Source organism: Sphingobacterium athyrii, from assembly GCF_003071065.1.
Lineage (GTDB): Bacteria > Bacteroidota > Bacteroidia > Sphingobacteriales > Sphingobacteriaceae > Sphingobacterium > Sphingobacterium athyrii.
Window position 1 is genome coordinate 664,810 of sequence record NZ_QCXX01000001.1, and the last position, 14,151, is coordinate 678,960.

General features: G+C 39.6%; 15 protein-coding genes. 6 read left to right on the top strand and 9 right to left on the bottom strand.

The features are described from left to right. Positions 1–41: 41 nt before the first annotated feature. The 4 genes from mgtE to DCO56_RS03005 all read right to left on the bottom strand — a co-directional run bounded on the left by mgtE (position 42) and on the right by DCO56_RS03005 (position 3,378). Positions 42–1,358, bottom strand: coding sequence for a magnesium transporter (gene mgtE, locus DCO56_RS02990; RefSeq protein ID WP_108632256.1), 1,317 nt, complete (start codon positions 1,356–1,358; stop codon positions 42–44). Between the two features lie 170 nt (positions 1,359–1,528). Continuing rightward, positions 1,529–2,239, bottom strand: coding sequence for a dipeptidase PepE (gene pepE, locus DCO56_RS02995; protein WP_108632257.1), 711 nt, complete (start codon positions 2,237–2,239; stop codon positions 1,529–1,531). Between the two features lie 88 nt (positions 2,240–2,327). Beyond that, positions 2,328–2,504, bottom strand: coding sequence for a type II toxin-antitoxin system antitoxin (locus DCO56_RS03000; RefSeq protein ID WP_108632258.1), 177 nt, complete (start codon positions 2,502–2,504; stop codon positions 2,328–2,330). 10 nt (positions 2,505–2,514) lie between these two features. Next, a complete protein-coding gene (locus DCO56_RS03005) occupies positions 2,515–3,378 on the bottom strand; it encodes an SPFH domain-containing protein (RefSeq protein WP_104382566.1) in 864 nt (287 codons plus the stop codon). Between the two features lie 97 nt (positions 3,379–3,475). Here DCO56_RS03005 and DCO56_RS03010 point away from each other — a divergent pair, with 97 nt between their 5' ends. From DCO56_RS03010 to DCO56_RS03030, 5 genes are all read left to right on the top strand, one after another. Next, a complete protein-coding gene (locus DCO56_RS03010; protein WP_108632259.1) occupies positions 3,476–3,958 on the top strand; it encodes a DNA-deoxyinosine glycosylase in 483 nt (160 codons plus the stop codon). A gap of 53 nt (positions 3,959–4,011) precedes the next feature. After that, positions 4,012–5,190: an AIR synthase related protein gene (locus DCO56_RS03015; RefSeq protein WP_108632260.1), complete on the top strand. Its 1,179-nt coding sequence runs from the start codon at positions 4,012–4,014 to the stop codon at positions 5,188–5,190. Between the two features lie 58 nt (positions 5,191–5,248). After that, positions 5,249–5,686 carry an ATP-dependent zinc protease family protein gene (locus DCO56_RS03020; RefSeq protein WP_108632261.1) on the top strand — a complete coding sequence of 146 codons (438 nt, stop codon included), beginning with the start codon at positions 5,249–5,251 and terminating at the stop codon, positions 5,684–5,686. 59 nt (positions 5,687–5,745) lie between these two features. Then, positions 5,746–6,681: a 30S ribosomal protein S6--L-glutamate ligase gene (gene rimK, locus DCO56_RS03025; protein ID WP_108632262.1), complete on the top strand. Its 936-nt coding sequence runs from the start codon at positions 5,746–5,748 to the stop codon at positions 6,679–6,681. Positions 6,682–6,841: 160 nt separating this feature from the next. Next, complete coding sequence (locus DCO56_RS03030; RefSeq protein WP_108632263.1) at positions 6,842–9,586, top strand: DUF3857 domain-containing protein; 2,745 nt, start codon at positions 6,842–6,844, stop codon at positions 9,584–9,586. 69 nt (positions 9,587–9,655) lie between these two features. Here DCO56_RS03030 and DCO56_RS03035 read toward each other — a convergent pair whose 3' ends face one another. The 5 genes from DCO56_RS03035 to thrS form a co-directional block, all read right to left on the bottom strand. Continuing rightward, positions 9,656–10,102, bottom strand: a complete 447-nt coding sequence (locus tag DCO56_RS03035; protein ID WP_219929292.1) for a DUF3060 domain-containing protein — start codon at positions 10,100–10,102, stop codon at positions 9,656–9,658. Between the two features lie 257 nt (positions 10,103–10,359). Then, positions 10,360–10,704, bottom strand: coding sequence for a 50S ribosomal protein L20 (gene rplT / locus DCO56_RS03040; RefSeq protein WP_046674462.1), 345 nt, complete (start codon positions 10,702–10,704; stop codon positions 10,360–10,362). 99 nt (positions 10,705–10,803) lie between these two features. Next, positions 10,804–11,004 (bottom strand): 50S ribosomal protein L35, encoded by a 201-nt coding sequence (rpmI, locus tag DCO56_RS03045; RefSeq protein WP_002993964.1) that lies wholly within the window; start codon positions 11,002–11,004, stop codon positions 10,804–10,806. A 39-nt stretch (positions 11,005–11,043) separates the two neighbouring features. Then, positions 11,044–11,604, bottom strand: a complete 561-nt coding sequence (gene infC / locus DCO56_RS03050) for a translation initiation factor IF-3 (RefSeq protein WP_077435368.1) — start codon at positions 11,602–11,604, stop codon at positions 11,044–11,046. Between the two features lie 11 nt (positions 11,605–11,615). Further along, entirely contained in the window at positions 11,616–13,541 is a 1,926-nt protein-coding gene (gene thrS, locus DCO56_RS03055) for a threonine--tRNA ligase (RefSeq protein ID WP_108632264.1), read from the bottom strand. 399 nt (positions 13,542–13,940) lie between these two features. Between thrS and DCO56_RS29475 the strand changes: the two genes are divergently transcribed. Next, positions 13,941–14,151, top strand: a 211-nt coding sequence (locus DCO56_RS29475) for a transposase family protein (RefSeq protein ID WP_219929293.1), incomplete at its 3' end; no start/stop codon positions are given.

Sequence of the window (14,151 nt, forward strand, 5' to 3'; positions counted from 1 at the left end):
ACTGATTTTATGCTTTTCATCGCTATTTTTTTCAAACAGGCCTACAATAATTTGCCCTGCAAAAAGAACGCTGCAACGGTAAAATATATAATCAAGCCGGAGACATCAACCAAAGTGGCCACAAAAGGTGCCGATGCCGTGGCTGGATCCAAACCGAATCGACGTAGAATAAAGGGAATAAATGAACCCGACAAAGTTCCCCATAACACGATAAACACCAACGAAACCGCCACAGTAAGACCTATTGCAATCCAATAAGGGCCATAGTCATATAGACCAAGAAAATGCCAGGCCAATATCCTAAGAAAACCAATGGCGCCCAATATACTGCCCAAAATCAGTCCCGAAGAAACTTCCCTTTTCATGACATACCACCAGTCCTTGAGTTTCAATTCACCCAAGGCCATGGCACGAATAATAAGTGAGGCAGCCTGCGAGCCCGAATTTCCACCACTGGAAATAATCAGCGGAACAAACAATGCCAATACAACTGCCTTTTCCAATTCCCCTTCAAAGAAACCCATGGCAGAAGCGGTAAGCATCTCACTGAAAAATAATATAATAAGCCATCCGGCCCGTTTTTGTACTAACTGAAGTAATGGCGTCTTTGTATAAGCCAGATCCAGCTCTTCCATCCCTCCAAATCGTTGAATATCTTCTGTGTCACGGTCTTCGATCCGGTCCAGCACATCATCAAAGGTCACAATCCCAACCAATACACCCGCTTCGGTAATAATAGGTAAGGCACTTCGATCGTATTTTTGGAAGATTTCGAAAGCCTCCTCCATCGGAGTTGAGGCTTTAATTGCTGCGAAATTATAGTCAATTAGATCCGAAATCTTTGTGGAACCATCAGACAATAGCAATTGACCGATCTTCAAATCATCAATCAAAACATTCTTCTCATCAACGACATAAATGAAATTGAGTGTCTCAGCCTTTCTTCCAAAGACTTTAATATGCCGAAAAACATCATCCACCGTATAATAGGGACGTACCTGCACATACATGGGTGTCATTAGACGGGCAATACTGTCCTCTTTATATCCGATCAACTCCAGCGCCATCTGCTTTTCACGCTCGTTCAAGAGATTGATCAAATATTTGATCAGATCATCCGGTAGCTCAGAAAGCAACTCGTTTCGCGTATCCGGCTTAAGGTTATTCAGCAATTCGGACAATTCCTGCTCGGTCATTGATTTAATCAATGTGTATTGGACATCTACTTCCAAAAATGAAAAGATTTCCAATCTATCCTCTAAAGGATAGTCCATAAAATGTTGATGTTGCTCACCTTTAGTTAGACGCGATATTTCTTCCGCAATATCGGCTGGGTGCAATGCTGAATTTTGTTCCATTGGAAGAATATTTTAATGGATTTAGCGCAAAAGTAGCTTATTTTGTATGATATCCAATCATCTACAAAAGTATTTTTTAAGAAGGAAAGGCACTATTATATCTAAAATAGGCTGCTGACCGCTTTCGATTTATTGTTAAGCTACGAAAACAGTGCAGATTTTACAAAATCTTAAAAATTAATTAATCCGGGAGCAAGCTCCACAGCTTCACTTTCCGGTCGAAATAAACGGGCTGTCAACGTTCCCTCCAATTTTATTTCTCCTTGATTTACTTTTAGCCAACTACCTTCCCGTAGTCCAATTACGGGTTGTGAATTAAATTGATGAAATTCCTGAATACGGGTTTCCCGTGTTTCTCCTTTATGGGTCGAATTCATGTCCGGATCCAAAAAATGTGGATTAATATTAAAAGGGAGAAATCCCAACGCGTCAAAACTTGGCGGATAAACAATAGGCATATCGTTTGTTGTGCCAATGGTCAATCCGGTCAAATTAGATCCAGCAGAAGTGCCTACATAAGGAGTTCCTTTGCCTACTTGTACGCGCAATTGATGTACAAGATCCAAATCATACAATGTCTTCAACAACAAGAATGTATTACCCCCACCGACAAAGATTGCTTTTGCTTCCTGAATGGCCTTTTTCTTGTTCTGAAACTCATGCAATCCGGTAACTTTTATATTTTTATCATCCAAAGCTTCCTGAACCTTGGCCGTATACGCATCAAAAGATATTCCGGATGGTCTGGCAAAGGGAATAAACAGCAACTCATCGGAAGCGATAAATTTCACAAAATCTTCTTTAATGTAATCGAGAAATCCGCTGCCATGAATGGTACTTGTGCTTACGACCAATAAATTATAGATTGGATTGATCAACATATCTTATTTCTTAAAATTATATAACAAAAAATGCACCTTTTACTTCGTTTGAAGCGAAGCCAAAGGTACATTTTTACTTTCTGATTCTTTATTTTTTATCAGCAGACTTTTTCTCCGCACTCCATCTTTTATTTTCTTGCAGCGCTTTATGTAAAAGATATTCGATCTGCCCGTTAACACTCCTAAACTCATCTGCAGCCCATTTTTCCAATGCTTTGTACATTTGATCGTCAAGCCGCAACATAAAGTTCTTTTTATCTGCCATTTCATTCAGTTTATTGGTACAAAGTACCGGTATTTACAATTGGTGTCGCGGCTTTTTCTCCACAGAGCACCACCATTAGATTGCTCACCATAGCCGCTTTTTTCTCGTTGTCCAGTTCTACAATATCCTTTTCGGACAGCTTCTTTAGTGCCATCTCAACCATGCCTACAGCACCATCCACAATCTTTGAACGCGCGGCGACAATGGCAGCAGCTTGTTGTCTTTGCAACATTGCACCGGCAATTTCGGATGCATAAGCCAAATGACTGATTCTAGCCTCTTTAATAATCACCCCCGCAGGTGCAAGACGATCGGCGAGTTCCTGCTCAAGAATATGATTCACCGTATCGCCGCCTTCACGCAAAGTGATCTCCGCTCCCTCATCCTCCAGGTTATCATAAGGAAAACTTCCCGCCAGATGCCGTACCGCAGCTTCGCTCTGCGTACGTACATAAGACGTATAATTACTGACATCATACGCAGCTTTATAGGTATCCCCTACCTGCCATACGATAACAGCACCGATCTCAATTGGATTTCCCATCTTATCGTTTACCTTTAATGTCTGCCCTTGGAGATTATCCGAACGTAAACTGATCTTGATGGTAGAATACAGCGGATTGACAAAAAACAAACCGTTCTCTTTTACAGTGCCCACATATCGACCAAAGAAATTTAAAACACGTGAATGATTTGGATTAATAATCATTAATCCTTTCAGTATAAAAAATGTTCCGATCATCAGGATGACGCCAAGTACAACATATAGCGAACTTTCGTCGACGTTGGCAAATGAAAATATGGCAGCTATAAAAGAAGCTACCGCAATTAATAAGGCTAAATAGCCCGACATGGGTTTAATCAATTTTTCCATAATTCGTTAATATATATTTGATATCATTTTAATATCATAAATATAGCAAAAAATAATTCTTATTTCAAAGCCAAAATTTTTATTGTTATTTTTGATTATGCTCAAAAGGTCCTTTTTACCACTTGTGAACGCCAATACCAAAACGCTTATCCTCGGATCTTTGCCGGGCGACAGATCGTTGGAGCAAAATGAATATTATGCGCATCCACAAAATCGTTTCTGGAAAGTGATCAGACATTTGTATGATAGTCCAAATACGACAGACTATATTGATAAAGTAAATCTGCTGCTTGACAACGGCATAGGTCTGTGGGACGTCTGTGCGGAAGCATCCCGTCCGGGCAGTATGGATTTAGCGATCAAAGATGAAAGCCCCAATCCAATCATCGCGCTTCTGGAGGCAAATCCGGGGATCAAACTCGTAGTCTTTAATGGGCAAAAAGCGTATAAATTGTATACGAAGTATTTTGACGAAAAAGAGAACATACGCTACCTATGCCTCCCCAGTACAAGTCCTGCAAATGCAAAAACAAACTTCGAACAACTCGTCACGCATTGGCGTACGATCATAAGTGATTAAATTACATAAATAAGGTTCGTTAATTCAGCGCTATTGCTTATTTTTGCGCTAAGATGTCAGATTTAAAATACAATCAACGAGGTGTATCCGCTGGAAAAGAGGATGTGCACAATGCGATAAAAAATATCGACAAGGGTCTGTTTCCCAAAGCATTCTGTAAAATCATTCCCGATATTTTGGGTGGAGATCAGGATTGGTGCAATATAATGCATGCTGATGGTGCCGGTACCAAGTCTTCGCTAGCCTATGTCTATTGGAAAGAAACTGGAGATATTTCAGTTTGGAAAGGTATTGCACAAGACGCTATCATTATGAATATAGACGATTTACTCTGTGTTGGAGCGATCGATAATATTCTACTGTCCTCTACAATCGGAAGAAACAAAAATCTTATTCCCGGAGAAGTTATTGCAGAAATCATCAATGGTACAGAAGAAATATTGGCTGAACTTCGTGATTTGGGTATCGGTATTTATTCTACCGGTGGCGAAACTGCTGACGTTGGCGATCTGGTACGCACAATTATAGTCGATAGTACAGTTACATGCCGGATGAAACGGGAGGATGTGATTTCAAATCACCGGATTAAAGGGGGCAACGTAATCGTCGGCTTGGCGTCCAATGGAAAAGCAAGTTATGAAAAAGCTTATAATGGCGGTATGGGCTCCAATGGCTTAACCTCAGCACGTCATGACGTCTTTAACAAAAAAGTAGCGGAAAAATATCCGGAGGCTTACGATCCGGCTGTCCCTTATGAACTTGTTTTTGCGGGGAGTCAGGATTTAACCAATGGCATCACCGTGGAAACAGGCGAAACAGTCACTGCGGGTAAACTCGTCCTTTCACCGACACGTACCTATGCCCCGGTCATCAAAAATATTTTAGATAAGTACCGTTCTCAGATTGACGGAATGGTGCATTGTTCAGGTGGAGCGCAGACTAAAGTGTTGCACTTTGTGGACAATGTACATGTCATCAAAGACAATCTTTTCCCAATTCCGCCACTCTTTGAATTGATACAGAAAGAATCCAATACGGACTGGAAGGAGATGTACAAGGTATTCAATATGGGACACCGGATGGAATTGTATGTACCTGAAGCTATTGCTGCGGATATCATTGCCATTTCGGAGTCGTTCGGAATTCCGGCACAAATTATCGGTCGTGTAGAAGATGCCGCTTCTAAAAAAGTAACGATTACATCTCCTTTTGGAGAATTTATTTACGAATAAAACAAGTATGCACCATTCTATGCGATAAAGATTGGTGCATTTATTCCTTTTGGTATCAATGAAAGAAAAACTTCTCGTGGGCTGGAAAGAGACCCTGGATTTACCTGAATTAGGAATATTTGGCATAGAAGCAAAAGTCGATACCGGCGCTGCTTCCTCGGTTTTGCATTGTAACTCCTATAAAATCGTCAATGAAGATGGTCATGACTGGATCCATTGTGAACTCATTACCAATTTCGAAACAGAAGAAACCAAAGTTTTAAAATTAAAGCTTTACAAATCAAAACTGGTCAAGAGTTCATTTGGTCAGGAGGAAAAGCGTTATTATATCCGAACTACAGCAAAACTTTACGACCAGGTTTTCAGTATCAAGATTTCATTTCGAAATCGCTCCAAAATGACCTACCCGATGCTTTTAGGAAAGAATTTTCTCTACCGAAGATTTTTGGTTGATGTTTCCAAAGAAAATCTCTCCTTGAAGTCCCCGTCAAAATAAAAACAAATAGCAAAGCTATTTTGTTATCTTAGCACAAAAATATATTCAATATACAAACCGTGAAAATTGCCGTATTATCGACAGTAAAGAGTTTATACTCAACTCGTCGTCTCGTAGAAGCTGCACAACAAAGAGGTCACGAATGTGTTGTCATAGACCACAGTAAGTGTTACGTTGGCATTCAACAAGATAAACCCAGTATTCATTACAAAGGACAGGATCTCAGTGGTATTGACGCGATTATTCCCCGAATAGGCGCTTCGGTCACCTTTTATGGTTCGGCTATTGTCAGACAATTTGAGGTGATGGATGTAATTTCCGCAAATCCAAGTCAAGCCATTACCAGGTCCAGGGACAAATTGAGATGTCTGCAGATCTTGTCCGGTGCCGGCATTGGCCTCCCGATTACAGGCTTTGCACGTACGGCGTCCGATGTTGACGATCTGATCAGTATGGTAGGCGGAGCCCCTTTGGTGATTAAACTATTGGAAGGTACACAGGGGATTGGTGTTGTCTTGGCAGAAACCAAGAAAGCGGCGTCATCTGTTATAGAAGCTTTCTACGGCCTCGGAAACAATATTTTGATCCAAGAGTTTATCAAAGAGTCGAAAGGTTCTGACATCAGAGCTTTTGTGGTCGACGGCAAAGTTGTCGGGGCAATGAAACGTACAGCTAAAGAAGGTGAATTTCGGTCAAACATACACCGGGGCGGAACAGCTCAGGTAATACGCCTAAGCAAGGCAGAAAGAGAAACCGCTATTGCCGCCGCCGCACAATTGGGGCTTACCGTTTGTGGCGTGGATATGATTCCCTCGGATCGGGGGCCGTTAGTTCTCGAGGTAAATTCTTCCCCCGGATTGGAGGGTATAGAAAAGGCCACAAAGAAAGACATTGCTTCTGAAATCATTCAATACATCGAAAGACAATATGAATTGAAACAAGCACAAATGCCAAAAGTGGTAAAGAAGAAGAAAAAGAGAGAGAGCAAATTATAAAATTACCGGACTAAAAATTAAAAGGGTTGTTAATGGCTATTGACAACCCTTTTAATTTTTAAAGACGCTAGATTTAATATAATAAAGATTTCCCAATACTTCCTAAATTCAGCTACCGTTGAGTCCAAATTTTACTTATCTTAGGCTAAATTATGAATTAATGAAAAGATTTAGCCATCTTCTATTAGCTTTCGTACTTGTACTAGCTGCATTTTCCTGGTCTTTTAGCCAAACACCCATTCAAAAAACAGCGTCGCCAACTTGGCTCCGGCCCATTGCAAAAAAAGCCATAAAGCCAAATCTGGATGATATTAGCGATGGATATTACTATGAGTTAATCGAAAATCAAATAAACTTAGCTGCCCAAACAAAATATTATAAGGACATAAAAGTATTGTTTGATCAAAGTGGGATCGAAAACCTGGGACAGGTTCAGGTAACCTTTGATCCGCATTTCCAAAAACTTCAATTACATGAGTTAAAGATCATTCGCAACGGGAAAAATATTGACTTACTGCCACAGGCAAAATTCAACCTCCTTGCATCCGAAACAGAGCTTTCGAGGTCCATCTACAACGGAAGTCAGATGGCCCATTATGTCCTGGAAGATTTACGTAAAGACGATAAGATCGTATTCGCCTATTCAATTATAGGTGCAAATCCCGTATTTGAACATAAATTTTTCGACACCTATTACCTACAGGGATATGAACCTACTGGTTTGGTCCATCTCAATTATATTGTACCTAACAGTCGCAAACTTCAATTCAAAAGTTTCAATGGCGCACCTGAAGTACAGCAACAATCCATGGGAAATGCAACAAATTTCTTTTGGGAGCTTACTGAGAACAAAACAGTTCAGTTCGAAAATTATAGTCCGGCCTGGTACAGCCCCTTAAAGTATATCCAATGTTCAGAATTCAATACCTGGCAGGACGTTGACCAGTGGAACCGTAGGATTAATCCCATCCCACAGATAGTTCCTTCAAGTACACTTCAAACTTTCGTCAATCAACTATGGAAAGAGTCAAATGGGCAGCCCTATAACTACTTAAAAAAGGCCTGTGACTTTGTACAAAACGAGATACGTTATATGGGTATTGAGATGGGAGAATATTCACACCGGGCGAATGTTCCGGAAAAAGTATTTTCGCAGCGCTATGGCGATTGCAAAGATAAATCCATGCTGCTGGCAACAATACTCAAAAATAAGAACATCGACGCAGGACTGGTATTAGCCAATACGTATAAGGACCGAGGACTACAGGAAGAGCTCCCCTCGCCTTATGCTTTCAACCACATGGTTGTTGAAGTTAATATCGGAGGACGTTACCAATATATTGATCCAACCATAACCAATCAGGGCGGAGATATCAAAAACAGATATTTCCCCGCTTATGGAAAAGTGCTCTCGACCCTGGGCAATGGAAAACTTGCCGATGTACCGCAGCATGTTGTGGGAAATATTAAAGTCAAGGAAACGTTGACGCTGGAAGGCAAATTCGAAGCTATCCTTGATGTCAAAACAGTCTATTTCGGAAATGAAGCGGACAATATGCGTACTTATTTTCAAGGTAGTGCCAAAAACGATATACAGAAGCAATACCTGGAGTATTATGCGAAAACCTATCCCAAAATCAATAAAATTGGCCATATACAATTCAAAGATGATATTGAGAACAATCGCGTGGAGATCACCGAAAAATACAAAATTAAAAACATCGGAAAAGCAGAAAACGGATCTTCCAAAAAGTATATTTCCCTGTTGGGCACAAATATAAACGACAAGCTACCCGAAATTATGGAGGATCGTATTGCCCCACTGAGCCTGCCGTTCCCTACCGATATCGAGTATGAGATCTACGTTGTAAACAAAGGAAAAAATACATTTGGCAGTCATAAAGACAATAGCTATTTTGACCGCAACGCCTATGTATTCGGAAAGACATTGGAAATAAAGCCAGATAGTATCAAGATTGCTTATACCTTGGGTTTTCATGAACCATTTGTCGAGCAAAAGGATCTGCAACAGTATTATACAGATTTTGCCGATCGTGAGAATATCTTTTTCAATGGTTTTTATCTGGACGCCGACGGATATGTAACAGATGGGATAACTAATCTGGGCACACCGACATCAGCGAAGGAAATAAATTGGTTTACCCTGATCCTAATCATTGTCCTGGTACCAGTCGTCATTTGGTATATTGTTAAAAAGTATAATAAAAGTAAGCCCTTCTTTATCAAGCCATACGACGAAGTTTATCATGAACAAATTGGTGGATGGATGATTGTACTGCTTATCGTACTATTTATAAATATATTGACCCTATCCGGTATATTTTTCTTTCAGCAGTCCTTTTTTAATTTAAATACTTGGCAAGCGGCAGATCAGTTAGATGGTGTTTCACCCGTTACATACAAAATTCTGCTGCTGTTGGAAATAATCGGTAATGTATTGATACTGGTTGGTTTGATTTATAGCTGTATCTTACTGATCAAGAAAAGGGATATTTTCGCACAGACCTTCTTTATGGTTGCACTATTTATGGCCATATTCTGTACTATTGATGGAATTGCATCCTATTTTATGTTCAAAAGTTATTTGGATAAAACAGATGATCCACTCGCACATTACAAAGATACCATAAAAGCGATTTTCTTTTTCTGCATTTGGGGAACCTATGTGTATAATTCTGAACGTGTCAAAGGCACCTGTCTTCGAACATATCACGATAACAACCCTATACCGCGAGCCGTTACTCCTCATCCTTTTGATCAAGATTTTCTAAACCCCTATCCGATACAAAAAGAACAAGATACAGAAATTACATCCGCGGATTATAAAACACAAAGAAATGAATTAGATGATAAGCAGTCTGAAGACAATCAAACTAAAAACTAGATACTATTTTTCAATAAAAAAGGGTTTTGCATGATATCATACAAAACCCTTTTTTATTGAAATTTTTGATTATTTCATCTTCATAACCATATTGTCGGCACCTTCAGTAGAGACCTTTACTTGGCCAGATTTGTTTTTAGTCGATTTGTAGTGAACGTGATTTTTGATACCTTCAATTTGAACGGTTTCGACAGACCCAATATTAACCATATTGTCTGCGCCCTCTATCGTAACAGTCGACACGTCATTTCCCGTTACGGTATTGCCTTTGCCTTCAATAATAACTTTACTAACATTACCACGTATTACCACCTTATTATCGGCACCTTCTATTTGGATTGTCTCTCCTCCCTTGGCCTCTATTGTCCGGCTGTTACCTACACCCTCAATTGATATAACTTTTCCCTGTTGATCCGACACAGTTTTTATAGGAGCTTTGTAACCTGGTCCTTTAGCCATAACCATACCTCCAAATAACAGAAGTGAAAATCCAAATGCGATCGTTCTTGTTTTCATAATTGCATGTTTATTGCTATTTGTACAAAAATCAAACCTAATATTGAGTGAGAATGGTTATTACATATAGTTTGATAATTTCAGTTGTTTAAAAGAGGGTATAAAGCCTCCGACAAATAAAATACGATGAGCAGCTCCTTGCTATGCGTTCAAATATCGTCCAAAAAAACAGACAGCGTTCAAACGGTTCACAACAAAAAAAGGAGCCTTTTGGGCTCCTTTAATATCTCTAACAAATTGACAGCGGATTAAAAACTCTATTTTACTGCGTCTACAACTGCTTTGAAAGCTTCTGGGTTATTTAAAGCTAAATCAGCTAAAACCTTACGGTTCAAACCAATGTTTTTAGCGTTTAATTTACCGATCAATTGGGAATAAGAAATTCCGTGTTGACGAGCTCCAGCGTTGATACGTTGAATCCATAAAGCTCTAAACTCGCGTTTTTTGGTTTTACGATCGCGGTAAGCGTATTGTAAACCTTTTTCTACTGTATTTTTAGCAATAGTATAAACTTTGCTACGTGATCCAAAGTAACCTTTTGCAAGGCCTAGGATTTTTTTGCGTCTTCTTCTTGAAGCTACTGCGTTAACCGAACGTGGCATATTTTTAAAATTAGTTTGGTAAAAGGTGCCATGTATTTCAATGAACTTACGACCCTGTACCCGGTTAAAAAATTATTATTAAATAAAATCGAATAAAACTTATTTACCGATAGCAAGCATACGTTTAACGTTGCCCATATCGCCATCAGATACATAACTTGTTTGTGTTAAGTTACGTTTACGTTTTGTGCTCTTTTTTGTCAAGATGTGGCTTTTGAAAGCGTTTTTTCTTGCAATTTTACCTGTTCCAGTCAATTTGAAACGTTTCTTTGCGCTGGAATTGGTTTTAACTTTTGGCATAATACTTATAAATTTTATATCAATCTGTTAGAATTCTTATTATTTTTTAGGAGCCTTTGGAGCTACTGTTAAAAACATACGTTTCCCTTCTAATTTTGGTAAAAGTTCTACTTTACCGTAATCTTCCAGTGCCTGAGCGAAGCGTAACAACAAGATCTCACCTTGATCTTTGTGTACGATAGCACGACCTTTGAAGTGTACGTACGCACGTACTTTTTCACCACTTTCAAGAAACTTAATCGCATGTTTCAATTTGAAATCAAAATCATGTTCACCAGAGTTAGGTCCGAAACGAATTTCTTTGATAACAGTCTGTTTTGCATTAGCTTTGATTTCCTTTTGTTTCTTCTTCTGTTCGTAAACAAACTTACTGTAGTCGATAATCTTACAAACCGGCGGTACAGCATTTGGCGAAATCTCCACTAAATCAAGTTCCAACTCATCAGCCAACTCTAACGCTTTGCGTGTAGGGTAAACTCCTTGTTCCACATTATCTCCTACCAAACGTACTTCAGGTACCTTGATTAACTCATTAATGCGGTGATCTGGTTCTTTCTTTCTCATTGGTGGTCTTGGACCACCGGGTCTTTTTAATGCCAAATGTTTAAAAATTAAACGGTTATTTCCTTAATTAATATATCTCTAAATTCGTCAGCAGTCATAGTTCCTAATTCTACTGAGCCATGTTTACGTACAGAAACTGTGCCATTTTCCACCTCTTTTTCCCCTACAATTAACATATAAGGAAGCTTTTTCACCTCGGCGTCTCTGATTTTTCTGCCCACCTTCTCGTCACGTAAGTCTATCAGTCCGCGAATATCGGAATTATTTAGCGAATTCAAAACATTTTGCGCATATTCTTCGTATTTTTCTGACACTGGCAAGACGATAAATTGCTCAGGCGCAAGCCATAACGGAAATTGTCCCGCACAGTGTTCGATCAATACGGCTACAAAACGTTCCAACGATCCAAATGGCGCACGGTGAATCATTACTGGGCGATGTTTCATGTTATCACTGCCAGTATACTCTAATTCAAAACGTTCAGGTAAGTTATAGTCCACCTGAATAGTACCTAACTGCCATTTACGTCCCAGGGCATCCTTCACCATGAAGTCCAATTTCGGACCATAGAAAGCCGCTTCACCATATTCCACGACAGTTGGCAGACCTTTTTCTTCAGCCGCCTCAATGATCGCAGATTCGGCTAAAGCCCAGTTCTCATCAGTACCGATATATTTAGTACGGTTTTCAGGATCACGCAACGACACCTGTGCAGTATAGTCATTAAACCCTAAAGCACCAAATACATAAAGAACCAGATCAATTACCTTTTTAAACTCATCTTTTACCTGATCCGGGCGGCAGAATAAGTGTGCATCATCTTGCGTAAACCCACGTACCCGTGTTAACCCATGTAACTCTCCGGATTGCTCATAACGATACACGGTACCAAATTCGGCAAAACGAACCGGCAAATCTTTATACGAACGCGGCTTTACCTTATAGATCTCACAGTGATGCGGGCAGTTCATCGGTTTCAACAAAAACTCTTCACCTTCAATAGGTGTTTTGATCGGTTGAAAGGAATCCGCACCGTATTTTTCATAGTGACCAGAAGTCACATACAATTGTTTGTGTCCAATATGTGGCGTTACGACTGGTTCATACCCCGATTTCAACTGTGCCTTTTGCAAGAAATCAATCAGTTTTTGACGCAGAGCAGCTCCTTTTGGCAACCATAAAGGCAATCCAGCGCCCACCTTTTCAGAAAATGCAAAAAGCTCCAGCTCCTTACCTAATTTGCGGTGGTCGCGTTTCTTTGCTTCTTCAATGAACTTTAAATATTCGGCAAGCTCCGATGCTTTCGGAAAAGTTACACCATAAATACGTGTTAACTGTTTCCGGGATTCATCACCCCGCCAATATGCACCGGCAACATTAGTCAGTTTTATGGCCTTGATAAATCCAGTATTTGGTATATGTGGTCCACGACATAAATCAGTAAACTCACCTTGGGTATAAAAGGTAATCTTTCCATCTTCCAGATCCTTGATCAGATCCAGCTTATACTCATCCCCTTTTTCGGTAAAATAGGCTAAAGCATCCGATTTAGAAACGGCTTTACGTTCAAAGGTTTCTTTGCGTTTGGCGAGTTCTAACATTTTGTCCTCGATAGCCTTAAAGTCATCCGAAGAAAATTCGCGATCACCAAAATCAACATCGTAGTAAAAACCTGTTTCGATTGCCGGTCCAATACCGAATTTAATTCCCGGATACAATGTTTCCAGTGCCTCAGCTAGCAAGTGAGCCGAAGAATGCCAAAAAGTAGATTTTCCTTTTGTGTCATTCCAGGTCAACAACTTCACGCTAGCATTTTCTTCAATAGCACGGGCAGAATCCCATACTTCACCGTTCACCTCAGCAGCAAGAACATTTCTCGCTAACCCTTCAGAAATTGACAAAGCAATTTCCGCTGCAGTGATTCCTTTTTGATATTCTCTAACGGAACCATCAGGTAGTGTAATTTTAATCATTTACAACTATGATCTTTATATTGTTAAAAAATAGAAAACACAAAACAACATGTACAATTATGTTATTACACTTATGTTTTCAATAAATAAATTGTGAAACAAATTTAGCAAAATTTCTGGTAATAAACAGTTTTTTTATGATCTCTTGTCCCTTTTTAAGCAATCCTTCGTCTGGTAACACCTACCTCAGAAAAGAAAACAAAAAGCGGCGCTTCCACAAAAAACACCAAAATCACCGCTCAATTTTCAACCCCATAAAAATGACATGAATTCCACTGAAAAAAACCAGGGCTAACGCATTAAAAATAAAAAATTCAGGAGAGTTTCCACATTTTTAGGTTTTCGATGTTGGTAAAATGTGTTTCGTTAATGTTCTGATGGAGGTATCTTTGTTCCATCATGTTAGAGAAAAAGAGTACCCTCCATCACTATTTTGAACAGTTTCCCGACCACCGGATTAACCGGAACAAGAAGCATCTTTTGAGTGACATCATCATTCTGTCGATCCTTGGTGTACTTTGTGGTGCTGAATCCTGGGATTCCATTGAGGCTTTCGGTAAAACCAAGCTTGGTTTTCTCAAAGGTTTTCTCAAACTGCCTCATGGGATTC